The sequence below is a fragment of the Yersinia sp. 1652 StPb PI genome, from assembly GCF_041538345.1.
Classification (GTDB): domain Bacteria; phylum Pseudomonadota; class Gammaproteobacteria; order Enterobacterales; family Enterobacteriaceae; genus Yersinia; species Yersinia enterocolitica_E.
Genome location: NZ_JAULSM010000001.1, coordinates 2,381,736 through 2,408,311, shown reverse-complemented (window position 1 = coordinate 2,408,311; position 26,576 = coordinate 2,381,736). Strand labels below are relative to the sequence as shown.

Below are 26,576 nucleotides of genomic sequence, written 5' to 3'. Positions count from 1 at the left end.
CTCAGGCTGGCGCAGTTTTGTTTTCCTCGGCAGGAGGGGCCAGTTGCAGTTGTGTCAGTGAGCAATATAATCGCCAAATCAGCCCCGCCAGTTCCCGCCCAGAGGCATCGGGGTATTGAGCCAAAATAGCACTCATTCGTTGTAACTCCTGCAATGTTGCGAGTAACGAACTGGGTTGCACACCTTTTTCGGTCATACACCCCTTCAGGCAGTGAATACAAACGTCCCGTACTGCTGACAAGGGTGCAGAGGTGGTTTGCCAATCACGTAATTGCCAGACCACATGGCTACAATTGAGCAATACCATCCCCCAACGCAGCAGCCACAGGCGAGCTGACTGATCTTTACTGAGATTGAGTTGGTTAATTCGATGGTAAATCAGTGATTCGAATTGATTCTGGTTCTGTTGTGGATGGCTACTGATCTGATCAATGAAATCGCGGCGGAGCATCCGAATGATACGTCGACTTTTGCGTTTATCAGAACTGGGGCGCAATAGCTGAAAAGCAACACCTGCTAACATTACGCCGACTAATTTACCAATATTATCATTAAGGAACTCTTGATAATCATAGCTCGGCGGGTTGGTTACACTTAGGAAAGAACCCATAAAGACAATCAATTGTCCCCACAATGAAGCATAGACCGGATGCTGTAGTTTCATCATCTGCATGGTGATTAAAATGGGGAACAGTACGGCAGCAAATTGCCAGAAATCATCAATCTGTACCATCACACCAAACTTAAGAATAAAGCAGCCGATAGAAAGCAGAACAATGGCTTTCAATAGTGTAGCAATACTGTCGGTTGGCGACGGGGTTGCGGAGTAGAGCACGCAACTTACCGCGGCCAATGCCAGTGCAGCACTGCCCGAACTCCACTGCGTATTTATCCAAAATGCACAACCAATAACAATACACACGAAGGTTCGCAGCCCGTTATAGGCGGCCTCATAAGTATCGGTATGGCGAGCCAGCGCGGTTACTGGTGGCGGTTGTGGCAGGTCGCTGGCCGATTCTTTATCCAACTGTGTCAGCCAACGATTCACTTGCAAATATAACCAACAAAAATGCTGTAATCGTAACCAGAAGGCGCGGTGTCGATAGTCGAACTCATCATGCGGGGCGATTTGTTTCAGTATTTTGGCCAACTGATATTTATCGCAATCGGGTCGCTGTAGTGTTTGTAGCAACTGTGATAGCACTGGTGTCAGGTTCTCCGGTGGCGTTGGCCAGTTAAGCAACATGCGCCGTAAACTGGTAATTACACTGGTTATACGTAATTGACGATGCAAAATAAAATTCAAGACGTTATTTTGCCGCCGCAAGCGGTAATGGCTCCAAAAGGCCTGGATCCGCAGTACATTCATGGTCAGAATCTGGCCAATTACCCCTTCATGTGAGGCACGTAGCTGGGGGTTATGATCGGTTTGCCACAATAACTCGGCATGTTCCAGTAAGCGAGATTGCATGCGGCGCAGTGAGGTCAGTAATGCTTCGCCGTCGGAGGTGCTCGGCATCAGCATCATCATCAGGCCACCACAAAGAATACCGGTAATCACTTCACACACTCGGGCTTGCGCGATATCAAAAATTTGCTGGGTGCCAGCGGTGTTGACCGTAGAAAAGGCAATAATTGCGGTGGTATAACCGGCTAACGCAAACGCATAAGAAACATTATTTTGATAGTGATTGGAGACAAAAGTACAAAGGGCAATCCAGGCTGCAATTGCAAAGGTAAACAGCCAGGGGTCATTCAGGCAATGGCCGGCAATTACCACGGATGCGGCCGCCCCCAGTAAGCTGCCGATGATGCGACCAATACTTTTGCTAATGACCCCGCCGACGGTGGGGAAACTCACCACTGCAGCGGAGGTCATTGCCCAGTAAGGCTCATCTAAATTCAGCGCAAAGGCAATCCACAGTGATAAGCACATTGCCAATGAATTACGCAATGCATAACGCCACTGACCGGCATTGGCTTTACCCCATGGGGTCTGGTGCCACAGGGGGAAGGAAATACGCATCGTTTAGTCAACCAGTGAAATAGTGCAGGTGGTGCCTGCAATAAGGGTGACATCGGCTGGGACATCCAGCAGTTTGATTCTTACCGGAACCCGTTGGGCCAGCCGTACCCAAGGAACATTAGGTTTTACATCTACCAATAAGTCACCGCTGCTATCAACACTTTGGTCATAAATAGCACGACCAATACTTTCGACTACGCCGCGTAAAGGAATGTTGCCATTATACAAAACAATCTTGGCTTTATTACCTTCTCTAATATGTTTCAACTTGGTTTCTTCGAAATAGCCCATCACATAGAATGAATTGGTATCGATTAGCGCGACTAATGGTATGCCGGCGGTAGCATAGTTACCCACCCGTGTTTGCAAGTTGGTTATATAACCATCGGTCGGCGCATAAATACGGGTTTTGCTGAGATTCCATTTCGCTTGTTCGACATTCGCCACCGCGCCCTGGTAGGCCGCTTTCATGCTATCGGCGGTTAAGTTGGCAATGTCGAGATCTTCACCAGAAATGATGTTTTTCGGTAAATTTCGCCGACGTTCTGCTTCATGATTCGCTTTAGCCAGGTCAGCTTGCGCCTTCACTAAAGCGGCTTGCGCGTTATCCAGTGCCAGTTGGTAGGGTTGTGGGTCAATCACAAATAATAAGCTACCCGAGCTTACCAACTGGTTATCATGAACTACTATTTTAACCAGTCGGCCCGACACTTCCGGGGTGATGCTGACCAATTCAGCCCGGACTTTACCATCGCGAGTCCAGGGTGATTGCATGTAGTAGTTCCACATCCACCAACCCGCACAAAGTGCGAGAGCGAAGACAATGACAGAGGAGAAATATTTAAGAGACTGATGATTCATATCAATTTACCAACTGGCTAATATCCATAAAGAAACGCTGACCGCAATGACAAAAATTGACAGATCCATTAATATTGGATGCCAGATGTCACCAGAGTAGATCCAATTCCGTAGGACATGATGGATCAATAGCCAAAACACCAAACCTAGCATAACCGCCTTAAACATCGGCGGGAAATAGATTGAGGCACCTATAACCAAGTCTGTAAGAGGTGCGTTTATGGGTAACACTGATACATACATAAGGTTAATCCTTAATAGGTATTTTTAGCCAAAACATCATTTTTTCTAAAGGATTCGCCGTATTTATTGCTATTACCCTAGCATCGACGGTATATATACATTTGTGTTTTTAATGTTAATTACCCAAAATAGACGGGACTCTGGGAGTTATGCTAGCACGCTAATTAAAAGGAGGGGCAATTGGAATCGACATTAGGATCTGATTTAGCACGATTAGTTCGCGCTTGGCGCGCGCTTATCGACCATCGGTTGAAGCCGCTGGAGTTAACTCAAACGCATTGGGTTACCTTGCATAACATTAATCGTTTACCGCCTGAACAGTCACAAATTCAACTGGCAAAAGCGATTGGTATCGAACAACCATCATTGGTTAGAACCTTAGATCAACTGGAGGAGAAAGGTTTAATCACACGGCATACCTGCGCAAATGATCGTCGTGCGAAGAGGATAAAACTGACGGAGCAGTCTTCACCGATAATAGATACGGTTGATGGAGTCATATGTTCCACCCGTAAAGAAATTCTTGGGGGGATTTCAACAGATGAGATTGAATTGCTATCTGGTCTGATTAATAAGCTTGAGAGCAATATTAACCAATTACAAAGCAAGTAATAATAAAGATTTACGACTCTATTCACAGCAGAAAGAAATATTTTAGTAAAACAAGCCAGAGTTCATTACGAACTCTGGCTTTTACCTGAAGACAGTAATAGCAGAGTTATTAGCGTGGGCTAACGGTAACGGTGCTACCACTGCTCGCTAGCATCACGCGCTGACCGACGCTAAAGCGAGTTGGGCCTTGTTTTTGCACCACCAGAATGGTTGTGCCGTCATCTTTACGGACTTCAAGTTGCACGCCGTCGGTGCGGTTCATTGCGCCCTGAACACCTTGCCCTGCCATACCACCCGCAACAGCACCTGCTGCAGTTGCCAGGCTACGACCAGTGCCACCACCAACAGTATTACCAAGGAAACCACCCAGGACTGCACCGCCAATGGCACCCATAACATTGTTTTCATCGCCACCCTGAATAGTGACTGGGCGTACGGATAGTAGGGTACCGTAAGTCACAGTTTGTACTTGTCGGGCTTCGGATGCGCTGAAGACATCACCGGACAGGGTGCTATTATTGGCACAACCGGTCAGAGTAACCGCAGCGATAGCAACGGCGATTAGTGGCTTGATCATAAAAACTCCTATTAAAAATGCACAACCGTATTACGGTTCAGTATGCCAGGGATATCCAAATCCAGTCCATTGATGGCCCAGTATTTGCACAAGGCCGATATTTGCACAAAGTATGGCTTACCCAAATGTTTATTTCACTACTTACTTATTTTAACTTTCTGCTTAATTTTTCGACCACCATCGATGGGTACGCAGCTTAGCGGTTTATACTTCAACGAATATTAAACGGCAGTTTAACTTTCTTAAAGTAAGAAATATCACTGCGATAAATGAAAATGTCAGTAAGAGTGACTTTTATGTGACCTTTCCTACAAATAAAAAGTAGCGTTTAGGACAGGCTCCTATAGCGGTATACACTTTAAAAAGTATATCTTTTCAGGGTGTTAATTTTATTATTCTGACTTGGCTTGTGGAAAGTCTTATTGCTATTTTGTCCCTGAATGAGGGAATAAGGTCATTGCTATGAAATCAGGCCGTTTTATTGGAGTGATGTCAGGAACCAGTCTGGATGGGATTGATGTGGTGTTAGCTGCCATTGATGAGCGTATGGTAGCCCAGCAGGCCAGCTATAGTCATCCAATGCCGCTACAGCTGAAAAAAGATATCCTCGGCATGTGTCAGGGCCAGTCTACGACCTTGTCCGCAGTGGGTAAGCTTGATGCCCAACTGGGTATCTTGTTTGCGCAAGCGGTGCAGGGCTTACTGGCAAAAGAAGGCCTTAGCGCACAGGACATTACCGCCATTGGCTGTCATGGGCAAACGGTGTGGCATGAACCGCTCGGTGAACCGGCGTTTACAATACAATTAGGTGATAATAATCGTATTGCAGCGTTGACAAACATTGCTACTGTTGGGGATTTCCGCCGCCGTGATATGGCTTATGGCGGGCAAGGTGCACCTTTGGTGCCCGCTTTCCACCATGCTTTACTAGCCCATGCCACCGAGCGGCGCATGATACTGAACATTGGCGGTATTGCTAATTTATCTATGCTATTACCCGATTTGCCGGTGCGGGGGTTTGATACCGGGCCTGGCAATATGTTGATGGATGCCTGGATCTGGCGTAATCGTGCCTTACCCTATGATAAAGATGCGTGCTGGGCACTGTCGGGGCAAGTTAATCAACCGCTGCTTGAGCTGATGTTCAGTGATCCCTATTTTGCCAAGCCTGCCCCAAAAAGTACCGGGCGCGAATATTTCAATGCCGGGTGGTTGGATAAGCAATTGGCGAAGGTGCCGGGGCTGAAACCGGAAGATATTCAAGCAACGTTGGCAGAGTTAACTGCGCTATCAATCGCCGAACAGGTGCAGTTGGCGGGGGGCTGTGAGCGGCTGTTGGTGTGTGGCGGCGGGGCGCGTAACCCGTTGCTGATGTCACGGATGTCAACCTTGTTACCGGGGACGGAGGTGTGCGTAACTGACAATTTTGGTGTGAGTGGCGACGATATGGAGGCTCTGGCGTTTGCCTGGCTGGCATTTCGGACGTTGTCCGGTAAATCGGGTAATTTGCCATCGGTGACCGGAGCCAGTTGCGAAACCATTTTAGGAGCAGTCTATCCTGTATCGTCACGCTGAGGGTGTTAAGCTGCCATAGGGTACGGTGCCATATTCCATCAACGAGGACGACATAATGAAACACTTATTTGTTGCAACTTCAGTATTTGGCGTAACAGCAGTATTGATGTTGGCAGGATGCAGTCTGGTTCAACCTAAAAGTGAAACGTTGCATTATCAGTGTGGCACAACCCGGCTGACCGTTGCTCAGGACAACCGCCAAGATAAAGTCAATTTGGTGTTAGATGGTGAACAGTTGACCTTACCTCAGGTGCGTGCAGCTTCCGGCACTAAATATAGCGACGGCCACTATAGCTTCTGGTCGAAAGGAAATAGTGCTTTTGTTGAGCGTGATGGAAAAGTCATTATCAATGACTGTGTTTTGATCAAGTAATCAGGCCGTTGTCTGCTCTGAGTGATTGTGATTCTTGCTCTGCAAGGGCAGAATAATAGTCACTGCTTTCCTGCGCGTTACAGAGCTTATATGACTGACAAGAATGAATTTGATGTTGCAGATCTACGTCGTGAATATATTCGCGGCGGTTTGCGTCGCAGTGATTTAACCGAAAACCCACTGGACTTATTTGAACGTTGGTTAAAACAGGCCTGTGAAGCGCGTTTGCCTGATCCAACAGCTATGTGTGTGGCTACGGTAGCTGCCGATGGCCAACCTTATCAGCGCATTGTGCTGCTGAAGCATTATGATGATCAGGGTATGGTGTTCTATACCAATTTGGGCAGCCGCAAAGCGCAGCAACTGGCTGAAAATCCACATATTAGTCTGTTGTTCCCTTGGCATATGTTAGACCGGCAAGTCATTTTCCTCGGAACCGCAGAACGGCTTTCAACCCTTGAAGTGCTGAAGTATTTCAGTTCCCGCCCGAAAGATAGCCAGATTGGTGCCTGGGTTTCCCAACAATCATCGCGTATTTCTGCTCGTGGTGTATTGGAAAGTAAGTTCCTCGAGTTAAAGCAAAAATTCCAGCATGGTGACGTGCCGTTACCCAGTTTTTGGGGCGGATTCCGCGTTAAGTTTGACTCTGTGGAGTTTTGGCAGGGCGGTGAGCATCGCTTGCATGACCGTTTTATTTATCAACGGCAAGCTGATGCATGGAAAATTGACCGTTTAGCTCCTTGAGAACGATGAAATAATTGTGGTTAAGCCTAGCGCTCGTGTGACGGGCGCTTTATTCTATACCCTTCGTACTTGAAGCCGCAGGGGTGTTTTTACGTTCGTTACTCGGCCCACCCCTGAGTCTCGCCTCTGCGAGGCCACGGCAAGCAGATTTGTCACCCGAATCGCTTATTTCTTATTTGAGTAAGCTCAGTGGGATTTATTTGCTTGCTGCCTGGCTGCAACACCAAGTTCTTTGGGTATAAATCCTCTTTTCCTGGTAAAAGATAATTTTTGTAAAAGACAATTTTTTGTGAAAAACAATGGAGTCGTTGATGACCAGCAGCAACCTGATTAAACAATTGCAAGAGCGGGGCCTCGTTGCCCAGGTTACGGATGAAGACGCGTTAGCAGAGAGACTGGCGCAAGGGCCAATTTCACTGTATTGCGGTTTCGATCCTACCGCAGACAGCTTGCATTTGGGTCATCTGGTTCCGTTGTTGTGCCTGAAGCGTTTCCAACTGGCTGGGCATCGTCCCGTGGCGCTGGTCGGTGGCGCTACCGGTATGATTGGTGATCCAAGTTTCAAGGCCAGCGAACGCAAATTGAATACGGAAGATACGGTTAACGAATGGGTGGAGAAAATCCGCCGTCAGGTTTCGCCATTCCTCGATTTTGATTGCGGTGAAAACAGTGCTATTGCGGCCAATAACTACGATTGGTTTGGTGGCATGAATGTGCTGACCTTCCTGCGTGATATTGGCAAGCACTTCTCTGTTAATCAGATGATCAATAAGGAAGCGGTTAAGCAACGCCTGAATCGCGATGACAGTGGGATTTCGTTTACTGAGTTTTCCTATAACCTGTTACAAGCTTATGATTTCGCTTGCCTGAATAAAGCTCACGGTGTGGCGCTGCAAATCGGCGGCTCTGATCAGTGGGGTAATATTACCTCTGGTATTGATTTGACACGTCGCCTCCATCAGCAGCAAGTTTATGGCCTGACCGTGCCATTAATTACTAAAGCTGACGGCACTAAATTTGGTAAAACCGAAGGTGGTGCGGTATGGCTTGATCCGAAGAAGACCAGCCCTTACAAATTCTACCAGTTCTGGATTAACACCGCAGATGCCGATGTTTATCGTTTCCTGAAGTTCTTTACTTTCATGAGTATGGAAGAAATTAACGCGCTGGAAGAAGAAGATAAAAACAGCGGCAAAGCGCCACGTGCGCAGTATGTTCTGGCCGAAAATGTCACCGGCATGGTCCATGGTGCAGAAGGCCTTGCTGCCGCCAAACGTATTACCGCGAGCTTATTCTCCGGTGATTTAAATGAGATGACCGAAGCCGACTTTGCTCAGTTGGCACAAGATGGCATGCCGACAATTGAACTGGGCCGCGATGCTGATTTACAACAGGCATTGGTTAATGCTGAGTTGGTCCCTTCTCGTGGGCAGGCGCGTACTATGATTGGTTCTAATGCTGTCGCCATTAATGGTGAAAAGCAGGCAGACCCAGAATACATCTTTACCGATGCTGATCGCCTGTTTGGGCGCTATACCTTATTGCGTCGTGGCAAAAAACATTATTGCCTGATTAGCTGGCTATAAGAATGAAATAAGATAAGGGGCCGAAATGCCCCTTATTTTTTGGCTAATGTTTTGTTAGCTGATGTTTTATTCCGGTCAGCGCTGTATTACAAAGTGGGCATGGGTGCCCTTAACTTTAGGCCGTTCCAATGAAAAATATACTTTCGATTCAGTCTCACGTTGTTTTTGGCCATGCGGGTAATAGTGCTGCTGAATTTCCTATGCGCCGAATGGGGGTCAATGTTTGGCCGCTGAATACCGTCCAGTTTTCCAACCATACGCAATATGGTCACTGGACCGGTTGTGTGATGCCCGCCAGCCATTTGACTGAGATAGTACAAGGCATTGCCGATATTGATCGGCTGAAAGATTGTGATGCGGTATTAAGTGGTTATATCGGTTCACCCGAACAGGGCGGTCATATTCTGGCTGCGGTTGCACGCGTAAAACAAGCCAATCCGAATGCCTGGTATTTTTGTGATCCGGTCATGGGGCATCCAGAGAAGGGCTGTATCGTCGCCCCAGGGGTGGCAGAGTTCTTCTGTAAAGAAGCCTTGCCTGCCAGCGATATCATTGCACCGAACCTGCTTGAACTGGAGCAGCTTAGTGGTGTGCGGGTTGAAAGTGTCGAACAGGCCGTTAAGGTTGCTCGTGATCTGTGCGCCCAAGGGCCAAAAGTTGTGTTAGTTAAGCACCTAAGCCGCGCCGGTTATCATGCTGACTGCTTTGAAATGTTATTAGTCACGGCCGATGAGGCATGGCATATCAGTCGTCCGCTGGTGGACTTTGGTGCCCGCCAACCGGTCGGTGTGGGTGATTTGACCAGTGGTTTATTGCTGGTGAACTTGCTGAAAGGTGAAGCACTGGATAAGGCACTGGAGCATGTTACTGCCGCTGTATATGAAGTGATGCTGAAAACTCAGGAGATGGGTGAGTATGAACTTCAGGTTGTCGCCGCTCAGGATGGAATTGTTAATCCCGTCAGTAAATTCTCTGCCATCAAGTTATAATCCCTGCTATACAGTGCCCCTTAATGGAGGGGCACTCTAATTAATCAAATGACTTATTTCTTAACGTCTTCTGCGGCTAATGCGGCTTTAACGGCTGGGCGTTCTGCTACACGGCCCATATATTTATCCAAATTACTGCGCTGGGTAATATCAAGTTTCAGCGCACTCGCCCAACGAGTGACAGTAAATAAATAGGCATCAGCCACGCTGAATTTTTTGCCTAACAGATAATCGTGTTGTGCTAATACGCTGTCTACATAACTGAATTGTTTATTCAGCCGCTCACGTGCGATCGTTTTATAGTCATCCGGTGTTTTCGGGTTAAACAGTGGGCTGAAACCTTTATGTAATTCAGTCGCAATGAAGTTTAGCCACTCAATGGCATGATAGCGGGAAAGAGTCCCTGATGGGGCAATCAGGTGGCGGTCTGGCACCATATCTGCCAGATATTGCACGATAGCAACACCCTCAGTGAGCAGGCTGCCATCATCCAGTACCAAGGCGGGTACCTGTCCTTTTGGGCTGATGCTTAAATAGTCTTCACCCGTTTCAGTTATTTTGGCCACCAGATCGACACTCTCAATACTAAAATCTAACCCTGCTTCACGTAATACAATATGTGGAGACAGAGAGCAGGCACCGGGTTTATAGAACAATTTCATCACAAACTCCTTAATCGATCACTGAAAGAAAAAAGCTTCCTTAATCCTAAGGCAGGCGGGGGAAAAATGCTGCTAGCGGTGTAATATAATTGTGCGGGAAATAAAATTAGTCGCAGAAATAAAGTGTTGTCCTACAGCAGTGAGTATCCACCGCTGTAGGTAATCCCTGTCTGTTATTATCAGGCAGTGGAAATCAGTTACCGTGGTGGGCGAGTGCTGATCGATGCGGACCAGCTAAAAGTGGTAGTACTTGGTGCGGTTTTTTTGGTTTTTCTTTCTACGCGGGTTAACTTGGCGACTTGTTCCCGAGCGTTCATGATTTTATCTATTGCTTCTTCTCTTACTTTATTCTGTTCTGAATTGGTTAAAGCCCTTCCTAAATTTATTCTGGCTCTATCGAGTTGCGTTTTGACGTCACGTTGCTCACTTTCGGTCATTTCTTTTAATGTTAGCCTTTTCATTTTTTTCGCCTTGTTTGCATCAGTCTTACTCAGTGTACAACCTTATCCTGCGTGTGGATGTAAGAGATTGCGATCTGGGCGACATTAATCACCATAAAAGCCTGATATTAGCCCCAGTCAAAGCTAATAAAGCGAGAACCAACGGAGTAACAGCCACCGCTCTCTGTACATGTTATCAGGAGCGGTGTTAACGAAGGGAATGTTTGGAGGTCATAATAGCCGTGAACCGTAACCCCACAGCAATACAGTCAGACCAAGGAGTAACTCTAATACCAGCACGCCGATGGCAAATGTGGAACCGGAGAAAATAAAACCTTCTTGTCGGTCAATATTTAAGAAGGTGGGGATCGCCAAATACATCAGGTAGCCTGCATAGCAGAGTGCAATGATGCCAACCAATAAGCACAACCAGATAATCGGGTAGAGGGCAACCACGCCACCTAAAAACATGGGCGTTGCGGCATAACCGGCGAATAAGGTACAGCTTTGCCAACTGGGCCGGCTTTCATAGCGGCGGGCCATCCAATAAATCACTCGTCCCATGAGAGCTACCGCCGCCAAAATCAAAACATAGAAAATAATGGCAAAATAGAGTGCGGTAAGGGGCGCCAGTTGTATTATCTGACCATCACCAAAGTTCCAGCCCACTTGTGTGGTGCCGATAAACGCGCAAATCACGGGAATGGCAGCCATTAAAAGGACGTGATGGGCATACAGGTGGCGGACACTTTCCCCCTCGCGTTTAATTTGCTGCAATTCCTGACTAGGACGGGTCAGAAGCCCCCATACATGGTTTATCATAAATCACCTCCTGGCCGGTTATTGACCGCAAATAACAGACGGGTTTCATTCTGATATCGCTCAAAATGGGGTTAACGCTGTGCGGTCTGTTATCAGTATAGTTTATTTTTTGCGCACAAATAATGTGACGAAGTTATCATTGATAAGGCGAGTGATATTCATCATCTCAGTAAATGTTTAAGATGAATCAGTGAATTAATCAGGTATTTTTAAACAGGAGCCGTTTATGGGTATTCAGGGAAATGATAGTCGAATTGACAACATAGAGTTTGCCGTCGGTGATATTGCCCGCTCGAAGGATTTCTATGGCAAGGTATTCAATTGGCGCTTTACTGACTATGGCCCAGGATATTGTGAGTTTACCGATGGCCGACTGACCGGCGGCTTCACCACCCTGAGTGACGTTCAGCCCAACGGTGGGCCGTTAATCATTCTGTATGCTGATGATCTTGAACAGACGCAAAAACGGTTGGAAGAAGCGGGAGCCTCTATTGTGCTGGCGATATTTACTTTCCCCGGCGGGCGTCGTTTCCACTTTACCGACCCGGATGGCTATCAGTTGGCGGTATGGTCTGATAATAAGTATTGAATTTAGGACTTATTCTCGCCAAACGACAGGCTGTCTGAGTTTTACGTGGGAGTTGGCAGGATAAAGCACCTGGCACGCGTGCTTTATCCTGCCGGGTAATTATGCGGCGGTTACTGGGGGCGCTTTATTACTCTCTGTTGGTGCGAGAGTCATGCGATACAGTTTTGGTGCGGTGAGCATCATCAATACTGCGATAATGGCAGTGACAATACCAATCTGCATAAATACATGGCTATAGATTGCCAGTGATGCATGGGCATCAGTAATATCACTTGGCACCGCAGTTAATGCTGCAACTTTACCGGCGATCAGGGCTGCTGCTGCCGTCGTCAGGAACCATGAACCCATGATGAAGCCCATCAAGCGCTGAGGTACCAACTGCGCAACCATCGCCAGGCCCAGGCCCGAAATCATCAGTTCCCCGATACTTTGCAATGCGTAGCTCAGGATCAACCAGTTAACGGACACAATACCATGTTCGTTGGCGAAGCTGGCACCCCATGGTAGAACCAGGAAGGCCGCAGAGCAGAGCACCATACCGAAAGCAAACTTGTGTGGCATTGGCAGGCGGTCACCCATCTTATTATAGATAGCCGCCAGTATTGGGCTGGCTACCATGATCCAGAACGGGTTCAGCGCCTGATACTGTTCTGGTTCGAAGGTAATACCAAAGATTGAATGCTCAACGTTATGAATAGCAAAGAAGTTCAGCGACGTTGGCATTTGGCTATACAGCACAAAGAACACCACCGCTTCCAGCATCAGTAAGAATGCCACAATCATTCGGCGGCGGGCAGTGCCATGCAGAGAAAAGGTCTCTTTGGCAAAGATACAGATGATGCCCAGAGATACTAATGCCAACGCCCAACGTGCCACTATTTGGTTATGCAGCAACCAGCTTGACAGCGTGACCAGTGCAACCACACCCACCAATACCATCAGTAACTTTTTAATCTGTAGTGGTGCAAAGTCAGGTTTTGAACCTTGATTTTTTACCCATTTACGGCAGAACCAGAAGTTTACCAAGGTGATCAACATACCCACTACGCTCAGTGAGAATGCGACGCTCCAGCCATACTTCGCCGCTAACCATGGGGTGGCCAGCATAGAGAAGAATGAACCGATATTGACGGACATGTAGTACATGGTGAATGCGCCGTCTAAACGCGGATCATCTTTGTTATAGCATGTTGACAGCAGAGAGGAGGGGTTGGCTTTGAACAAACCATTACCAACCGCAATGGTCGCCATACCCAGATAAACCCAGAAAATGTCATGGCCCGAGTAGGCAATCATGGCATAACCGACTGCCAGCGTTAATGCACCAAGCACGATGACACGTTTGGCACCGAGCACCTTATCGCCTAACCAGCCACCGATGGCCACAAAGCCATAGACCAGTGCACTGAAGGATGAGAACAAGGTGATGGAGTCGGCTTCGCTCATCCCGAGCATTTTTACCAGATAGACGGCCATGATCCCTTGCAGGCCGTAATAACCAAAGCGCTCCCAAAGCTCGATAGAGAAGATCAGGTAAAATGCTTTTGGTTGTTTGAAAGCATTCATACTGATGCTTTCGGGTTGCTCACTGTTGGGTGGCTGTTGACTGTTGTTTGCTGTTGACACGGGGACCTCTGTTTTTCACTACCGACCATAAATGGTGGGAGAGACAAAAGTGAATGCGCGAACTGGCATCCTTTTGCATTGTTATAAGATGTTTAGCGGCGGTTAATGTTCACTATCTTTGTCAACGAGACAAGGCTTTTGCAATATTCTGTTACATATATCTCAGGCAGGGCTATGCGACCATGTTACAAATGTTATGCAGTATTAACGTTTATGTTTTAGCTGTTTGACGATTTTTTGTTTTGATTAAAAGCTGAACTGATTTTATTTGGTGATATATTCTGCTATTTGATTGGTTAATGGTTTATATGGTCATATGTGAGTGAATAAACAATTCAATATTGTGGTTATTGTGAATAATCTGAAATTATCCAAATTTCGTTCAAATGTTAATCAGTAAAATGCCTGAGTTGAAAGATGAAATGGGATCTGGATCAGATAGCTGTGTAAATTTTTCGCGCGAAAAAGGCTAGCACGGCAAAACATGCCACAAAGGGACGATGGTATACTGGATAGAATCATGACAATCTGAGTATCTGTATGGATATCAAGCAACTGGTCTATCTCTGTAATCTGGAGCGCGAGCGCCATTTTGGTCGTGCGGCTGAGGCCAGCTTTGTCAGTCAGCCAACATTGTCGATGCGTCTGAAAAACCTGGAGCGGGAACTGGGGGTGGCACTGATAAACCGGGGTAATAATTTCGAAGGATTTACCGCCGAAGGTGAGCGCGTATTAGCTTGGGCCAGAGAGATTGTCTCTGTCTATCAAGGGCTAAAGTTAGAGGTGGAGTCCCTTAAACATGGTTTAAACGGGACGCTGCGTATTGGTGTAGTACCACAATGCAGTATCTCGTTGGCACTATTACTTAAAAGTGCCAGTGAACGCTATCCCCACCTGGATTACCGTGTTTCAGTGTTAAGTGCTGACCAATTACTGGAAGCTTTAACCGGTCACTCGGTCGATGTGGGAATTGGTTTTTTTGAATTGACCACCTTGAATGAGCTGCATTTTCAGGTACAACCGCTAGTTGACGGGGGCATTGACCTGGTGTTTCACCCCGGACATTTCCCTGATTTGATCGGGACTGAGCCGCTGGCATTGGCCCAAGTGGCACAACTGCCGCTCTGCCTGGCTGAACCCAGCCGTTACTTCCGCCGTTATCTGGATAACAGTTTTCGTGATGCCGGTCTGTCGCTGCATGTGCGGCTGGAAAGCACTTCTATCTTTCAGTTATTACAAGGCATCTTTGTCGGTTTAGGTTGTGGCTTGTTCCCACAGGGCAGTCTACTTGAGGATATGTCACCTGACCTGCAACGGCGGCCGGTGGATATTGTGAAGATGAGTCGGCATGCTGCTGTCGTGGTGGCTGAACCAGGGCGAGTTACACCGCTGGCCCAGCACTTTTTTGATGTCGCTAAAGCGTGGTTGGCTACCCACTAAAACACTGCAATCCGCAATTGTGGGTGAGTATCAAACAGCTTGCCCCAGCGTTTGTCTTAACCGGTTGGTCCATCCGGCTGCGGCGGTGTCGAAGATGATACTTACCAGTTGCTGATTACTGACACCCAGAGCTAACAATGGACTGATATGTTGATGACTAAAGCGTTCTGGCGCGCGAGTCAGCTCGGCTGCGGCATAGATAAGCCAGTGGATAATCTGCTCATCAGATTGAGTCGCCAAAGCGTTATCAATGCCCGCGTCAAGTGCCGTTATCAATGTGGTGTTAGGGGTTAATTGCTGCAATTGGTGTTTATGGATAGCCAGACAGTAGCGACTGCCATTGATGCGCGCAGTCACCAACGCCACCAATGCCAGCCAATCAGGTGGCAGCAACGGAGGATAATGTTGCCGGGTGATAATGGTGCGGTACGCGAGCAGACTTTGTTGATGATGTTGCAGCAACTCACTGAGGGTTATCTCTGTTTCATCTGACGATGGCTCAGATGAAATGATCTCTGAGGGTAACCAACCTTGCCATTGCGCTACAGATGACGCTATCAAGCCTGCGGGAGCATCTTCCATGCGCGGAAAACCGGGCAATATTACCGTAGGATATCCAGCGAGTGCACCAAGGGCTGCCACTACTCTGGCTTGATAACTAACAAAACCAATAATCTGCGATAAAACGATAATATCTGTAGCGGTTAAACCTACATCAGCGAGTTGTTGCAAAGCATGCTTATCAATTAATGTCGGCTGACTGGCCAGTTGACGGGCATATTGGGTTATCTGTGTCAGTCGCATATTACTTTCCCGCGATGCGTCCGGGCTGGAAAGTGGCGTCAGGCGGGCGGCATAATGGCTGCACAACCGTTGAACCCCGGTAACTTGTGCCACCGTCAGCGCGGTACTTAAGCGGTCATACAGTGAAAATGTGTGGTCTCGGTTCAGCTCGACAGTGAGCGGGAAAAGTGCCTGATACATTGCATCTGAGGCAGACAAAATCGCGGCATGCTGGCGTAACGGGTCATCTAATCGGGCGGGAATAGTGTCGGCTAAGCCAAGCAAAAAGATACCCTGTTCAATGCTGTTCTCATTTGTCAGCAGATTATCGCCATTACAACTATTAGCACTGTAACTCTCGTCGGTGACGGGGGCGGCGTAGATCTCCGGGTTACCGCTGCGTTGAGTTTCATGATACCAATGGGCATTATCCTGTTGTCGAAATTGCACCATGATGACCTCCGTTAGGGACAGCAACGCGCCCAGGTTAACGATAAAGAGGTTGTAAGCACCGTTTGGCTATAAACCGGGAGCGAGTCAGTGACAAGGGTAGGTAGTGCGGTATCGGACCGGGAGCATAGCAAAGTAGTCGGTATCAACATCGGCAAGATATCCTGTTGTTTTATGGAATGAACACAGTGGATATCATTACTGATTGAGTTTGCGAGATAAAATAATGTTAAACCATAATCCATAACTAAAAGTAATAACATATTATTATATATAACAAAAATGTTGTTACGTTAGCGAATAAATGACTAAAGAAGCAGGAAAAAATCCGCGCTGAGGTGAGCGCGGAATGGGGCATCGTGGCGGTAAATGGTAGGGCAGAAAACCCGCTTAGAAATGGCCTGAGTCCCGCCGCCAGGCATCGGCGGTTAAAGCTTCACCAAAGTGGCTGGAAATCAGCCGCTTAGTCAGATCGTGCAGCGGGGATGCCAGTACCTCGGCCGTGCTACCACGCTCCACCACTTCCCCTTCATGCATCACAATCACCTGATCGCTGATATGTTTCATCATGCCTAAGTGCTGGGTGACATAAATATAAGATATGCCATGTTTTTCCTGTAATTCCAGCATCAGATTAATAATCTGTGAGCGCATGGACATATCCAAAGACGCCAGTGCTTCATCGGCAACAATCACTTTAGGTTGCAGGATAAGTGCCCGTGCCAGTGCGATACGCTGCTTCTGGCCGGACGCCAACATATGCGGATAATAGTTAGCGTGATCGGGCAGTAATCCCACTTGCCGCAAGGTCTGATAGATTCGTTGCTCACGAGCCACCGAGTCTAAATCAGTGTTCAATTTCAGTGGCGCATCCAACAACTGGCCGATGCGCTGACGCGGGTTAAGTGAGGTGCTCGGATCCTGAAAAATCATACGGATACGTTGGCTGCGGTAAGCATAATCACCGTAGGACAGGCGATGATCGTCAATCAGCAATTCACCATCAGTTGGTTCAATCATGCCCGACAGCATTTTTGCCAAGGTGGATTTACCGGAACCGTTCTCACCAATCACCGCCAGGGTCTGGCCTTCGCGTAAAGTAAAACTGACCGATTTGACCGCTTCCACATGCTGACGACGAAATAGCCCGGTGCGGTAGCGGAAGGTTTTGCTCAGATTACGGACTTCGAGCAGAGTCTCTGCCATTATTGCTCCTCCAGATTTAAGGGGAAGTGGCAGGCAAAGGCGTGGTTTTTTACCAGCCGCAAGCGCGGTGTTTCAATACAGGTTTTTTGCGCATAAGGGCAGCGAGGCCCAAGGCGACAGCCAACGGGCAAATGCTCCAGTGATGGAATAGCCCCAGGCAAGGTATTTAAGCGACTTTTATGTGGCAGGGAGCGGCCAAAATCGGGCATGGCACGGATCAGCGCCTGAGTATAAGGGTGGTGGGGCGCGGCCAGCAGGTCTTCGCAAACGGCACTTTCCACAGTTTGGCCGCAATACAGCACGTTAACCCGATTCGCCCATTTACTCATCATCTGCAAGTCATGGCTTATCAGCAAAATAGTGGTGTTGTTATTCTGATTAAGTCGTGCCAGCAGACGGAAAATTTGTGCCTGAGTGGTGGGTTCCATGGCATTGGTGGGTTCATCGGCGATAAGCAGCCGAGGTTGATTAGCCAGTGCAATGGCAATCATCACCTTTTGGCATTCACCTTCAGTCAGCTCATAGGGATAACTGCGCATAATATCTGTGTGATCTTTAATCCCTACACGGTGCAGCAGCTCAATTGCCCGCCGTTTGCGCCAATGAAAACGTTGCCACCAGCGACCTTTATAGGTCCAGCCCGGTATCGCTTGTATCAATTGCCGACCAATATTTTCTGAGGGATCCAGACAGGATTGCGGTTCCTGAAAAATCATCGAGATATTATGGCCGATCACCTTGCGTCGTTCGCGTGGGGTCAATTGCAACAGATCGATATCGTCAAAACGAAAACGGTCAGCGGTAATGCGCCAGTTATCTTTACTGACCCCACAGATAGCTTTGGCGATTAAACTCTTACCGGAACCGGATTCACCCACCAGGCCACGGACTTCACCCTCAGTCAGGGTAATACTGATGCGATCAACCGCTTTGACCATCCCTTCAGAGGTCATAAATTCAATGGTGAGGTTACGAATATCAAGTAACGGCATTATTCCACCCCCGCATTAATTGCCCGGCGCATACCGTCACCCAACAGGTTAACGAGCAGTACGCTGACTAAAATCGCGCCACCCGGCAACATCACGGTCCACGGGGCGACATAGACTAAATCAAGTGAGTCCCCCAGCATCGCCCCCCATTCCGGTGAGGGCAATTGCGCGCCTAAATCCAAAAAGCCCAACGCCGCAATATCCAAAATTGCCATTGATAGTGCCCGGGTAAATTCAGTGACCAAAACAGCGGCAATATTGGGGAAAATAGCATAAGCCAGAATATGAGGGGTGGAAGCCCCGTCCAAACGGGCGGCAATAACATACTCTTTATCTAACTCATCATGTACGGCGCTATAAATGGTTCGCACCATTCGGGGTAGCAGTGCCAGCCAAACCGCGAACATGGCATGTTCTAAACTCGGCCCGACAAAAGCGACCACAATGATGGCCAGCAGCAGCGACGGAATAGAGAGCAGGGTATCCAGCACATGATTAAGAATAGCGGAGCGAAAGCCGTGAGTGATACCGGCAAATACACCAAGGATCACGCCACACAGCGCCGCAGCCAGTGTGACTAACAGTGCCGAGCCATAAGTCGATGCGGTTCCCGCCAATAATCGGCTTAAAATATCGCGGCCGAGATCATCAGTGCCAAGGAAGAACGAAACGTTACCATAGCGCGACCAGGAAGGCGGGAGCAGTTGGTAGCCCAAAAACTGTTGGTCAAGGGCATAGGGTGCCAGTGTATTGCCCAACACACAAAGCACCAAGAGGGCGAGTACGCCGTAGAAGCCCACCATTGCCAAGGCATCGCCATAGAAAAGCCGCCAGGTATACAGCAACGGGCTGGGCATTTTCTTCTCACGGTAGACATTATCGAAGGGCATACCATTCCTTATGCTTTAGCGGTGTCATCATTGCACCCAGAATATCTGACAGGACGTTAATGACGATAACCAACGACCCGACCACCATTACCCCCGCAGAAATGGCGGCGTAATCCTGCTGGCGAATGGCGTTTATCAACCAACGGCCCAATCCCGGCCAGTTAAACACCACTTCGGTTATCATCGCTAATGTCAGCATGGTGGAAAACTGTAACCCCAGTTTTGGAATGATGGGCGGCAATGCATTATGCAGCACATGGCGGCGAATAATGGTAAAGCGTGATAGGCCGCGAGTGGCGGCGGCTTTAATGTAGTTTTGCCCGATAACATCATCGGTACTGGTGCGCATCAGGCGAATGACTTCGGTCGTTGGGGCCACCGCCAGTGCGGTGATGGGCAGGATCATATGCTGCACAGCACTGAGCATCATCTCTTTGCGATACGGCGAAGGTGATAGCCATGCATCGACCAGAGCCAAACCAGTGACCGGTTTCACTTGATATAACAGGTCAAAACGACCAGAAACCGGCAGCCAACCTAAATGCAGTGAAAAGAACAACATCAACAGCAGCGCCAACCAGAATACAGGAATTGAGAAACCAAGTAATGCGACAGAACTGATGGCGATATCAGCCCATTTCCCGCGCATCACACCGGCAATAATCCCCAGCGGAATACCAACAAATAGAGCCAGGGTAAAGGCCAGCACACATAATTCCATAGTGGCGGGGAAGGCTTCACGCAATTGCTCGCTAATAGGTTGACCATTGATGCTAGAAACCCCGAAGTCCCACTGAAACAGGCTACTGAAATAGAAGCGGTAAGCATCCATTAAGGATGCGCCATTTAACGGCGCATGAGGGGTAAAGTAGCTCAGGCTAAAACTGACCAGTGACAACATAAACAACGTTATCACTAATAGTAATAAGCGGCGTAAGGTGAAGATAATCATGGTTTTTTGCCCTCATTGCTCTCACGGAACACGCCAGCAAAAGAAGAATTGCCAAACGGGCTTAATACCAAACCTTTAATATCATAACGGTATGCCTGTAACCGTAATGAAGATGCTAATGGCAACAGTGGCAATTGTTGCTCCAAAATACGCTGAGCTTGCTGATAATATTCAATACGCGCGGATAATTGCTGGGAACGTAATGCTTTTTGCAGCAATTCATCAAACGCCGGATCACACCAATGAGCATAGTTTGTTTGCGAACGAATTGCCGCACAGCTTAATAGCGGGCGGAAGAAACTGTCCGGGTCATTACTGTCTGTCGACCACCCCGTCAGCGTCAGGTCGTGATTCATCTCCATCAGCCGCGCCTCTTGGAATCGGCCTTCGACCGGCACGATATTGACCGTAATCCCCACCTGAGCCAAATCAGCCTGAATCAGTTCCGCCGTCTTTAATGGGCTGGGATTATAAGATTGCGAGGCGGTCGGCACCCATAGATTGAGTTGTAAATTAGTCAATCCAAGCTGTTTTAGAATCTCTTTAGCTTTTTCTGGATTATATTCGGTTACCTGGGCCTGATTGTCGTATGCCCATGATGCACGAGGTAAAATAGACGCCGCGGTCTCAGCGGTACCGTAATAGATTGACTGCATTAATCGCTGGTTGTTAATCGATAATGCGATCGCCTGCCGCACCCGCTGATCGTTGAGTGGTGGCTTACGGGTATTGAATGCCAAATAAGCTACGTTCATCCCCGGGCGCAGTGTCAGGCGCAGGCGAGGGTCATCTCGTAAAATGGATAATTGGCTGGCCGCAGGATAGGCCAACACATCACACTCGCCGGTCAGTAGTTTGGATAAGCGGCCAGTACCACCCGCACCCAGATCGATAACCACCTGCGGCATGCGCGGTAAACCTTTCCAATAATCACTGTTACGGAACAGACGAATGTATTGCCCGGAGCGATATTCGTTCAACAAGAAGGGACCGGTCCCCACAGGCTCACGATCGATCTGCTCTTGTCGGCCTTTTTGGGTCAACACGTCGGCGTACTCGGCAGAGAGTACTGGTGCATAATGGGTAGCCAGATGCCAAAGGAAGGAGGCATCTGGAGCCTTCAGCTTAAATTCAACCGTATAATCATCCAGTTTTTTGACACTTTGCACTGCGTCGGCAAATTGTAAACTGTCGAAGTAAGGGTACTCGCCACCATTGACATTGTGGTAGGGGTGTTGTGAGTCAAATACCCGCTGAAAACTGAATATCACATCATCTGCGTTCATCATCCGGGTTGGGGTAAACCAATCGGTGGTCTGGAAGGGGACGTCTTTACGTAAATGAAAACGATACGTCGCGCCGTTATCCAACACTTGCCAACTTTCAGCTAATTCAGGGATTAAACGGTAGGTATACGGGTCAACGTCCAGCAGGCGGTCGTAAAGTTGTGCTGCCAGGGTATCGATGGTCAATCCGCTACTGGCCATCTGCGGATTAAAGGTATTGAGTATCCCGCTGACACAATAGACGAAGCCACGTTGGCGGATATCCGGCAGCGGTTGAGCAGGTTGAGGGGCCGGGGCGGGTTGCGCCAGCGCTGATGTCGCAAGGCAAGACAACGACAGCAAGCAAATAAGTAAAGCACGCATAAACGCTTCGCAGTAAGTAAGCAATACTCTTAGTGTACCGTAATCTGACACTCCCCCCAATCCATTGAGTAAAACAACTGCACTGTCTGCTGGTTGTTGCAGCAATCGAGGTGAATAAACAGCAAATTGTTGTTTATACGCGAAGATGTAGTGAGAGCAATGGGGGGCAGCGGCGGTGTTCGATGCTGTAATTGAGTATAATTCCATCATAATCAGTGCGGGAATGAGAAAAATTCTCAACAAAGTGTTTGCAAGTGCTATTGATAACCATTATCATCATTTTGCTCTTCGAGATAAGGCCAGTAGCTTCTGGTTTTAGACAGGAAAGCACGACATTGCTCACATTGCTTCCAGTGTTTTTTAAGCCAGCTCGGGTGCTGGCTTTTTTTTTGCCTGCCGCTATTAATTTCCTTTCATATATTATGGGTATCGATGCCCGATTAAACGTTTCATTTTAAGTTATATTTATCATTTATGTGACCAGATTTTTTGAGCTATAACATCAATAGGCCAATTGCTATAGTCATGCATGGATGAATTAATAATACATTACATCTGTATATATTGCTGAGGCTATTATGATAAAATTCAGCGTGATAATTTCACTTTTAATTTTTAGTGTGATTAATATCAATGGATGGGCTAAACCACCGGATATCCTTTGGCGTGTTGATACACGAGATTATGGCGAGATATTCAACAACGGTTTTTATTCATCTGGCACTAATGATGATATTATTGAGCATCTGAGTGGCAGAAGTTGCCGTAGTGCTGAAAGTGATTATGGCGATAGTGCATTTATTTCCACAACATCAAATAGACGATTTGCTTACGAATATGCTGAACGTATTTTACGGCATATGGAAGAACGCGGAGAGAGCAATTTTCAAGTAAATATTTATCAGATTAGGGCGACAACCAGTATATATAGCGCTGAACAAACACTGGATTACTTATTATTACGCCATGGGATTGATCTTCATGGTGAGATTCTGCGGGTTATTCGTTATACCGCTCATTTATCTGAATGGATGGCGCACCGAAGAATAGAACCTGCTCAAATATCTACAGTAACGCAATATTATCTATTTCGGGGAAGTGTCCACACTAATGGACCATTACTTAACCCGCGTTTTAGACAAACGCGTTCTAGTGCGAATAATCAACCGTATGACAGCGCTTACTTTACCAGACCGACCTTAAGGCTAGCGCGTATTTGGATGATGAGGTCGGGTATTAGACCGATGATCAGTGCCTGCTTTGGTCTGGACATGGAACACTCTGAGTTTAAACGGACTCTGGTTTTGAATAATATCAAAACAAAGGGAATGTTTAAATTTGTTGTCCTTCTTTGAATATGGGATATCTATAATGAGATTACATATTAAATTAATGCTGTTGTTTTTTATCTTATTTCATGGTGCTGCATTCCCAGAAACTGAAATGAAAAAACAGTGTGAAAAAGATGGCGGTACCATGATATATAACAAGTCAATACAAGGTTACAATACCAGCATAATGTGGCGTCCGTCGGAATCAACAAATAGTACTTTTAATGCTATTGGCGTGAAAATAGAGGACGGGTGGTATGGCACTATTGCCGAGGATAGAATTAATGGCAACTCTTCTCTGGGCTTATCAAATTTTGCGCAAGCCGCTTATTTAATTGGCATGCCAGTGAATGCTTGTGTAAAGGATAAATACTTGCGAGGATTAGAAGGTGTTAATTAAATACCGATCAGGTCTGTATATTTACATAAACCTGATCGGGCCTGAATAGGGCGACTATTCCTGATCATTGTCATTTGTTAATATGGCATGCTTTTTTAGCATGCCACGTAATTGATGATAGGTTAATCCTAATAAGTCTGCCGCTCGTCGTTGATTAAAACGTGCTTGCTCTAAGGCTAATTTGAGCATCTGATGTTCACTGTTATACAACCACAGTTTAAGATCGATGGGTAACGCCGGTAGGAGGGATAATTCGTCAGTGGTAGCTTCGCTATAATTGGAAAGCTGATTATCAGTGTTCGGGCGCACAGCAAAAGGATTGATAATAATATTATCCAATGGCTGACTACTGCTGCCATGGCGATAGACTGAGCGCTCAACCACATTCTTTAACTCACGGACATTCCCCGGCCAACGGTATTGCAGTAATTGCGCTTTTGCCGCAGAGGTGAAGCCCGGAAACAGTGGTAAACCTAACTCTCGGCACATCTGGATGGCAAAGTGTTCAGCGAGTAACATGATATCTTGCTGGCGTTCACGTAGCGGCGGTAGTTGCACCACATCAAAGGCGAGCCGGTCCAGCAGGTCGGCGCGGAACTTGCCCGCCTGCGCTAACGCGGGCAAATTGTCATTAGTAGCACAAACCAATCGTACATCCACTTGTAGTGGCTGACTGCCGCCAACGCGCTCCAGATGACCATACTCAATCACGCGCAGTAACTTTTCCTGTACTAGCATGGGGGCTGTTGCCAGTTCATCCAAAAAGAGGGTACCCCCATCCGCGCGTTCAAAACGCCCTAAATGGCGCTTCTGAGCACCGGTAAACGCTCCCGCTTCATGACCAAACAATTCTGAATCGAGTAAGTTTTCATTCAACGCGGCACAGTTAAGTGAAATGAACGGCCCCTGCCAACGGTTTGATAAATAATGCAACCGATGAGCAATCAGCTCTTTACCGGTACCTCGCTCACCAATCACCAATACCGGCTTATTCAGCTTTGCCAGCCCGGAAACTTGCTCCAGCACTTCAACAAAAGAGTTTGCTTCGCCTAACAGGTTTTCTAATTGCTCGCTCATGATGAAATTCGCCAATAGTTGGTTAAAACACTCACTTTACATTCTATCTTAATTTAAGCAGAAAATGTTTTTTTGTTATTTTTCAACTTATTAAAACTCATGAAAAGTTGGCACGACTCTTGATAATAGTTATTCCACAAGAGTTAGGCGAATGGATGCAACCAGACGCCGCTATTTCAGAAAGCCATTAAGTCAAAGAGGACATACATTATGGGTATTTTTTCACGCTTTGCCGATATCGTGAATGCCAACATCAATACATTGCTGGATAAAGCGGAAGATCCACAAAAATTAGTACGCCTGATGATTCAGGAAATGGAAGATACACTCGTCGAAATTCGTTCAACATCTGCCCGCGCATTAGCTGAGAAAAAACAGTTGTTGCGCCGCATCGATCACAGCGCAAGTCAGCAGCAAGAGTGGCAGGAGAAAGCCGAGCTGGCACTGCGTAAAGATAAAGAAGATTTAGCCCGCGCAGCACTGATTGAAAAACAAAAAGTTATTGCACTGATTGATACACTGACCCGTGAAGTGGCTACAGTGGAAGAAACACTGAGCCGCATGAAGCATGAAATTAGCGAGTTGGAAAGTAAGCTAACTGAAACCCGCGCCAGACAACAGGCGCTGACCCTGCGCCATCAGGCTGCTGCGTCATCTCGCGATGTGCGCCGCCAGCTCGATAGTGGGAAACTCGACGAAGCTATGGCACGTTTTGAGCAATTCGAGCGGCGTATTGACCATATGGAAGCTGAGGCTGAAACTGTGGGGGTCGGCAAACAAAAGTCGCTGGAAAGCCAGTTTGCTGAACTGAAAGCAGATGATGAAATCAGTAACCAGTTGGCCGCCCTGAAAGCGAAAATGAATTCGGCTGAGTAATGGTCTTGATCCATTTGCGTAAGCCCTATCTTTTGCTCTGTTTTATCGCTTTAGTGGCGAAAATATATCGAGCGGGCCGTAAGCAATAAAGCGGCCTGCCATAATTAAAATGCGGATACCCGCCAGATGATTAAGGGGAACGAATGAGTATCCTGTTTCTTGCCATACCACTGACCATTTTTGTGCTGTTTGTCGCACCTATTTGGTTATGGCTGCATTACAGCAATCGCCAGCAAAGTGGCGCTCAGCTTAGTCATCAGGATATGCAGCGCCTATCACAGTTAACTGATGATGCTCGCCGGATGCGGGAACGGATTCAAACATTAGAAGAAATTCTTGATGCGCAACATCCGAACTGGAGGCAGTCATAATGGGCGATGTTTTTAAAAATAATATGTTAAGTGGCAAAAAACTGTACCGGGTGCCAGAAGAGGGGATGATCAAAGGGGTGTGTGCTGGTCTGGCCCACTATTTTGATATTCCAGTACGATTGATTCGGGTGATGGTGGTGTTATCCCTGTTCTTTGGTTTGTTTGTTTTCACTATCGCGGCCTATATCGTACTGACTTTTATACTGGAACCGGTCCCCGCAGCCAGTTTTAATGGGCAGCATGAAGCAACGCCTCGTCAGCTTCTGGATCAACTAGAGTTTGAGTTGGGCGCCGGGGAGCAGCGTTTGCGCCAGGTAGAGCGCTATGTCACCTCTGAGACTTTTGGTGTCCAGAGCCGTTTTCGCCAGTTGTAGTGTTACCAATTATTGCAGCCGGGAATGTTGCCCATAGATGTTACTTACCTATCCATATAG

28 protein-coding genes are annotated in these 26,576 nt (G+C 47.4%); 13 read left to right on the top strand and 15 right to left on the bottom strand.

The genetic code is table 11. The features are described from left to right. Position 1: 1 nt before the first annotated feature. The 3 genes from Q2T71_RS11065 to Q2T71_RS11055 are packed head-to-tail and all read right to left on the bottom strand — an operon-like array spanning position 2 to position 3,130. Positions 2-2,026: an FUSC family protein gene (locus Q2T71_RS11065; RefSeq protein ID WP_372559110.1), complete on the bottom strand. Its 2,025-nt coding sequence runs from the start codon at positions 2,024-2,026 to the stop codon at positions 2-4. Between the two features lie 3 nt (positions 2,027-2,029). Further along, positions 2,030-2,887 (bottom strand): efflux RND transporter periplasmic adaptor subunit, encoded by an 858-nt coding sequence (locus Q2T71_RS11060; protein ID WP_372559109.1) that lies wholly within the window; start codon positions 2,885-2,887, stop codon positions 2,030-2,032. Positions 2,888-2,893: 6 nt separating this feature from the next. Then, positions 2,894-3,130, bottom strand: a complete 237-nt coding sequence (locus tag Q2T71_RS11055) for a DUF1656 domain-containing protein (protein ID WP_083158747.1) — start codon at positions 3,128-3,130, stop codon at positions 2,894-2,896. A 180-nt stretch (positions 3,131-3,310) separates the two neighbouring features. On the opposite strand from Q2T71_RS11055, the gene slyA reads away from it, so the two are divergent. Further along, positions 3,311-3,742, top strand: a complete 432-nt coding sequence (gene slyA, locus Q2T71_RS11050) for a transcriptional regulator SlyA (RefSeq protein ID WP_083158748.1) — start codon at positions 3,311-3,313, stop codon at positions 3,740-3,742. A 109-nt stretch (positions 3,743-3,851) separates the two neighbouring features. On the opposite strand, the gene Q2T71_RS11045 is transcribed toward slyA, so the two are convergent. Further along, positions 3,852-4,319 carry a glycine zipper 2TM domain-containing protein gene (locus tag Q2T71_RS11045; RefSeq protein WP_083158749.1) on the bottom strand — a complete coding sequence of 156 codons (468 nt, stop codon included), beginning with the start codon at positions 4,317-4,319 and terminating at the stop codon, positions 3,852-3,854. Positions 4,320-4,781: 462 nt separating this feature from the next. Here Q2T71_RS11045 and anmK point away from each other — a divergent pair, with 462 nt between their 5' ends. The 5 genes from anmK (at position 4,782) to pdxY (ending at position 9,586) form a co-directional block, all read left to right on the top strand. Continuing rightward, complete coding sequence (gene anmK, locus Q2T71_RS11040) at positions 4,782-5,894, top strand: anhydro-N-acetylmuramic acid kinase (RefSeq protein ID WP_083158750.1); 1,113 nt, start codon at positions 4,782-4,784, stop codon at positions 5,892-5,894. Positions 5,895-5,949: 55 nt separating this feature from the next. Then, on the top strand, positions 5,950-6,267 hold the full coding sequence (locus Q2T71_RS11035; protein WP_372559108.1) for an MliC family protein: 318 nt from the start codon (positions 5,950-5,952) through the stop codon (positions 6,265-6,267). 90 nt (positions 6,268-6,357) lie between these two features. Next, positions 6,358-7,011, top strand: coding sequence for a pyridoxamine 5'-phosphate oxidase (gene pdxH / locus Q2T71_RS11030; RefSeq protein ID WP_372559107.1), 654 nt, complete (start codon positions 6,358-6,360; stop codon positions 7,009-7,011). Between the two features lie 311 nt (positions 7,012-7,322). After that, positions 7,323-8,597, top strand: a complete 1,275-nt coding sequence (tyrS, locus tag Q2T71_RS11025) for a tyrosine--tRNA ligase (protein WP_372559106.1) — start codon at positions 7,323-7,325, stop codon at positions 8,595-8,597. A gap of 128 nt (positions 8,598-8,725) precedes the next feature. Further along, positions 8,726-9,586, top strand: coding sequence for a pyridoxal kinase PdxY (gene pdxY / locus Q2T71_RS11020; RefSeq protein ID WP_372559105.1), 861 nt, complete (start codon positions 8,726-8,728; stop codon positions 9,584-9,586). A 53-nt stretch (positions 9,587-9,639) separates the two neighbouring features. On the opposite strand, the gene gstA is transcribed toward pdxY, so the two are convergent. From gstA to Q2T71_RS11005, 3 genes are all read right to left on the bottom strand, one after another. Then, complete coding sequence (gene gstA / locus Q2T71_RS11015; RefSeq protein WP_083158755.1) at positions 9,640-10,248, bottom strand: glutathione transferase GstA; 609 nt, start codon at positions 10,246-10,248, stop codon at positions 9,640-9,642. A 197-nt stretch (positions 10,249-10,445) separates the two neighbouring features. Beyond that, positions 10,446-10,709 carry a DUF3811 domain-containing protein gene (locus Q2T71_RS11010; protein ID WP_005184457.1) on the bottom strand — a complete coding sequence of 88 codons (264 nt, stop codon included), beginning with the start codon at positions 10,707-10,709 and terminating at the stop codon, positions 10,446-10,448. Positions 10,710-10,919: 210 nt separating this feature from the next. Further along, positions 10,920-11,510, bottom strand: a complete 591-nt coding sequence (locus Q2T71_RS11005) for a Yip1 family protein (protein ID WP_372559104.1) — start codon at positions 11,508-11,510, stop codon at positions 10,920-10,922. Between the two features lie 226 nt (positions 11,511-11,736). On the opposite strand from Q2T71_RS11005, the gene Q2T71_RS11000 reads away from it, so the two are divergent. Continuing rightward, positions 11,737-12,099, top strand: a complete 363-nt coding sequence (locus tag Q2T71_RS11000; protein WP_372559103.1) for a VOC family protein — start codon at positions 11,737-11,739, stop codon at positions 12,097-12,099. A 99-nt stretch (positions 12,100-12,198) separates the two neighbouring features. On the opposite strand, the gene dtpA is transcribed toward Q2T71_RS11000, so the two are convergent. Next, positions 12,199-13,725 (bottom strand): dipeptide/tripeptide permease DtpA, encoded by a 1,527-nt coding sequence (gene dtpA / locus Q2T71_RS10995; RefSeq protein ID WP_372559102.1) that lies wholly within the window; start codon positions 13,723-13,725, stop codon positions 12,199-12,201. Between the two features lie 540 nt (positions 13,726-14,265). Here dtpA and Q2T71_RS10990 point away from each other — a divergent pair. Beyond that, positions 14,266-15,165 carry a LysR family transcriptional regulator gene (locus Q2T71_RS10990; RefSeq protein WP_372559101.1) on the top strand — a complete coding sequence of 300 codons (900 nt, stop codon included), beginning with the start codon at positions 14,266-14,268 and terminating at the stop codon, positions 15,163-15,165. Between the two features lie 30 nt (positions 15,166-15,195). Here the strand turns inward: Q2T71_RS10990 and Q2T71_RS10985 are convergent, their stop codons facing one another. The 6 genes from Q2T71_RS10985 to sapA form a co-directional block, all read right to left on the bottom strand. Continuing rightward, positions 15,196-16,401, bottom strand: coding sequence for a CMD domain-containing protein (locus tag Q2T71_RS10985; protein ID WP_372559100.1), 1,206 nt, complete (start codon positions 16,399-16,401; stop codon positions 15,196-15,198). 387 nt (positions 16,402-16,788) lie between these two features. Continuing rightward, positions 16,789-17,604 (bottom strand): putrescine export ABC transporter ATP-binding protein SapF, encoded by an 816-nt coding sequence (sapF, locus tag Q2T71_RS10980; RefSeq protein ID WP_372559099.1) that lies wholly within the window; start codon positions 17,602-17,604, stop codon positions 16,789-16,791. Then, complete coding sequence (gene sapD, locus Q2T71_RS10975) at positions 17,604-18,596, bottom strand: putrescine export ABC transporter ATP-binding protein SapD (protein WP_372559098.1); 993 nt, start codon at positions 18,594-18,596, stop codon at positions 17,604-17,606. The genes sapF and sapD overlap by 1 nt, the downstream gene beginning before the upstream one ends. Next, the gene (gene sapC / locus Q2T71_RS10970) at positions 18,596-19,486 is read right to left on the bottom strand and encodes a putrescine export ABC transporter permease SapC (protein ID WP_372559097.1); all 891 of its coding nucleotides are present in this window, start codon (positions 19,484-19,486) and stop codon (positions 18,596-18,598) included. Before sapC ends, sapD begins: the two co-directional genes overlap by 1 nt. Beyond that, on the bottom strand, positions 19,473-20,438 hold the full coding sequence (gene sapB / locus Q2T71_RS10965; RefSeq protein WP_372559096.1) for a putrescine export ABC transporter permease SapB: 966 nt from the start codon (positions 20,436-20,438) through the stop codon (positions 19,473-19,475). The genes sapC and sapB overlap by 14 nt, the downstream gene beginning before the upstream one ends. Continuing rightward, the gene (gene sapA / locus Q2T71_RS10960) at positions 20,435-22,087 is read right to left on the bottom strand and encodes an ABC transporter substrate-binding protein SapA (protein WP_372559908.1); all 1,653 of its coding nucleotides are present in this window, start codon (positions 22,085-22,087) and stop codon (positions 20,435-20,437) included. The genes sapB and sapA overlap by 4 nt, the downstream gene beginning before the upstream one ends. A gap of 578 nt (positions 22,088-22,665) precedes the next feature. Between sapA and ytxA the strand changes: the two genes are divergently transcribed. Then, a complete protein-coding gene (ytxA, locus tag Q2T71_RS10955) occupies positions 22,666-23,442 on the top strand; it encodes a putative AB5 enterotoxin ADP-ribosylating subunit YtxA (protein ID WP_372559095.1) in 777 nt (258 codons plus the stop codon). A 37-nt stretch (positions 23,443-23,479) separates the two neighbouring features. Further along, complete coding sequence (ytxB, locus tag Q2T71_RS10950) at positions 23,480-23,818, top strand: putative AB5 enterotoxin binding subunit YtxB (RefSeq protein ID WP_372559907.1); 339 nt, start codon at positions 23,480-23,482, stop codon at positions 23,816-23,818. 54 nt (positions 23,819-23,872) lie between these two features. Here ytxB and pspF read toward each other — a convergent pair whose 3' ends face one another. Further along, positions 23,873-24,895: a phage shock protein operon transcriptional activator gene (gene pspF / locus Q2T71_RS10945; RefSeq protein WP_372559094.1), complete on the bottom strand. Its 1,023-nt coding sequence runs from the start codon at positions 24,893-24,895 to the stop codon at positions 23,873-23,875. 210 nt (positions 24,896-25,105) lie between these two features. Here pspF and pspA point away from each other — a divergent pair, with 210 nt between their 5' ends. From pspA to pspC, 3 genes are all read left to right on the top strand, one after another. Next, complete coding sequence (pspA, locus tag Q2T71_RS10940) at positions 25,106-25,771, top strand: phage shock protein PspA (protein ID WP_372559093.1); 666 nt, start codon at positions 25,106-25,108, stop codon at positions 25,769-25,771. A 143-nt stretch (positions 25,772-25,914) separates the two neighbouring features. After that, positions 25,915-26,142 carry an envelope stress response membrane protein PspB gene (gene pspB / locus Q2T71_RS10935; protein WP_032906081.1) on the top strand — a complete coding sequence of 76 codons (228 nt, stop codon included), beginning with the start codon at positions 25,915-25,917 and terminating at the stop codon, positions 26,140-26,142. After that, entirely contained in the window at positions 26,142-26,516 is a 375-nt protein-coding gene (gene pspC, locus Q2T71_RS10930) for an envelope stress response membrane protein PspC (protein WP_193784654.1), read from the top strand. Before pspB ends, pspC begins: the two co-directional genes overlap by 1 nt. The last annotated feature ends 60 nt before the right edge of the window (positions 26,517-26,576 follow it).

What these genes read in the sequence shown, in the direction of transcription:
- Q2T71_RS11060 (WP_372559109.1), bottom strand. Translation starts at nt 2,887, where the DNA reads ATGAATCATCAGTCTCTTAAATATTTCTCCTCTGTCATTGTCTTCGCT.
- Q2T71_RS10990 (WP_372559101.1), top strand. Translation starts at nt 14,266, where the DNA reads ATGGATATCAAGCAACTGGTCTATCTCTGTAATCTGGAGCGCGAGCGC.
- Q2T71_RS11010 (WP_005184457.1), bottom strand. Translation starts at nt 10,709, where the DNA reads ATGAAAAGGCTAACATTAAAAGAAATGACCGAAAGTGAGCAACGTGAC.
- Q2T71_RS11055 (WP_083158747.1), bottom strand. Translation starts at nt 3,130, where the DNA reads ATGTATGTATCAGTGTTACCCATAAACGCACCTCTTACAGACTTGGTT.
- pspF (WP_372559094.1), bottom strand. Translation starts at nt 24,895, where the DNA reads ATGAGCGAGCAATTAGAAAACCTGTTAGGCGAAGCAAACTCTTTTGTT.
- Q2T71_RS11045 (WP_083158749.1), bottom strand. Translation starts at nt 4,319, where the DNA reads ATGATCAAGCCACTAATCGCCGTTGCTATCGCTGCGGTTACTCTGACC.
- sapF (WP_372559099.1), bottom strand. Translation starts at nt 17,604, where the DNA reads ATGGCAGAGACTCTGCTCGAAGTCCGTAATCTGAGCAAAACCTTCCGC.
- Q2T71_RS11035 (WP_372559108.1), top strand. Translation starts at nt 5,950, where the DNA reads ATGAAACACTTATTTGTTGCAACTTCAGTATTTGGCGTAACAGCAGTA.
- sapB (WP_372559096.1), bottom strand. Translation starts at nt 20,438, where the DNA reads ATGATTATCTTCACCTTACGCCGCTTATTACTATTAGTGATAACGTTG.
- gstA (WP_083158755.1), bottom strand. Translation starts at nt 10,248, where the DNA reads ATGAAATTGTTCTATAAACCCGGTGCCTGCTCTCTGTCTCCACATATT.
- Q2T71_RS11000 (WP_372559103.1), top strand. Translation starts at nt 11,737, where the DNA reads ATGGGTATTCAGGGAAATGATAGTCGAATTGACAACATAGAGTTTGCC.
- pspA (WP_372559093.1), top strand. Translation starts at nt 25,106, where the DNA reads ATGGGTATTTTTTCACGCTTTGCCGATATCGTGAATGCCAACATCAAT.
- pspC (WP_193784654.1), top strand. Translation starts at nt 26,142, where the DNA reads ATGGGCGATGTTTTTAAAAATAATATGTTAAGTGGCAAAAAACTGTAC.
- sapD (WP_372559098.1), bottom strand. Translation starts at nt 18,596, where the DNA reads ATGCCGTTACTTGATATTCGTAACCTCACCATTGAATTTATGACCTCT.
- sapC (WP_372559097.1), bottom strand. Translation starts at nt 19,486, where the DNA reads ATGCCCTTCGATAATGTCTACCGTGAGAAGAAAATGCCCAGCCCGTTG.
- Q2T71_RS11005 (WP_372559104.1), bottom strand. Translation starts at nt 11,510, where the DNA reads ATGATAAACCATGTATGGGGGCTTCTGACCCGTCCTAGTCAGGAATTG.
- Q2T71_RS10985 (WP_372559100.1), bottom strand. Translation starts at nt 16,401, where the DNA reads ATGGTGCAATTTCGACAACAGGATAATGCCCATTGGTATCATGAAACT.
- ytxA (WP_372559095.1), top strand. Translation starts at nt 22,666, where the DNA reads ATGATAAAATTCAGCGTGATAATTTCACTTTTAATTTTTAGTGTGATT.
- tyrS (WP_372559106.1), top strand. Translation starts at nt 7,323, where the DNA reads ATGACCAGCAGCAACCTGATTAAACAATTGCAAGAGCGGGGCCTCGTT.
- pdxH (WP_372559107.1), top strand. Translation starts at nt 6,358, where the DNA reads ATGACTGACAAGAATGAATTTGATGTTGCAGATCTACGTCGTGAATAT.
- pspB (WP_032906081.1), top strand. Translation starts at nt 25,915, where the DNA reads ATGAGTATCCTGTTTCTTGCCATACCACTGACCATTTTTGTGCTGTTT.
- ytxB (WP_372559907.1), top strand. Translation starts at nt 23,480, where the DNA reads ATGCTGTTGTTTTTTATCTTATTTCATGGTGCTGCATTCCCAGAAACT.
- anmK (WP_083158750.1), top strand. Translation starts at nt 4,782, where the DNA reads ATGAAATCAGGCCGTTTTATTGGAGTGATGTCAGGAACCAGTCTGGAT.
- pdxY (WP_372559105.1), top strand. Translation starts at nt 8,726, where the DNA reads ATGAAAAATATACTTTCGATTCAGTCTCACGTTGTTTTTGGCCATGCG.
- sapA (WP_372559908.1), bottom strand. Translation starts at nt 22,087, where the DNA reads ATGCGTGCTTTACTTATTTGCTTGCTGTCGTTGTCTTGCCTTGCGACA.
- Q2T71_RS11065 (WP_372559110.1), bottom strand. Translation starts at nt 2,026, where the DNA reads ATGCGTATTTCCTTCCCCCTGTGGCACCAGACCCCATGGGGTAAAGCC.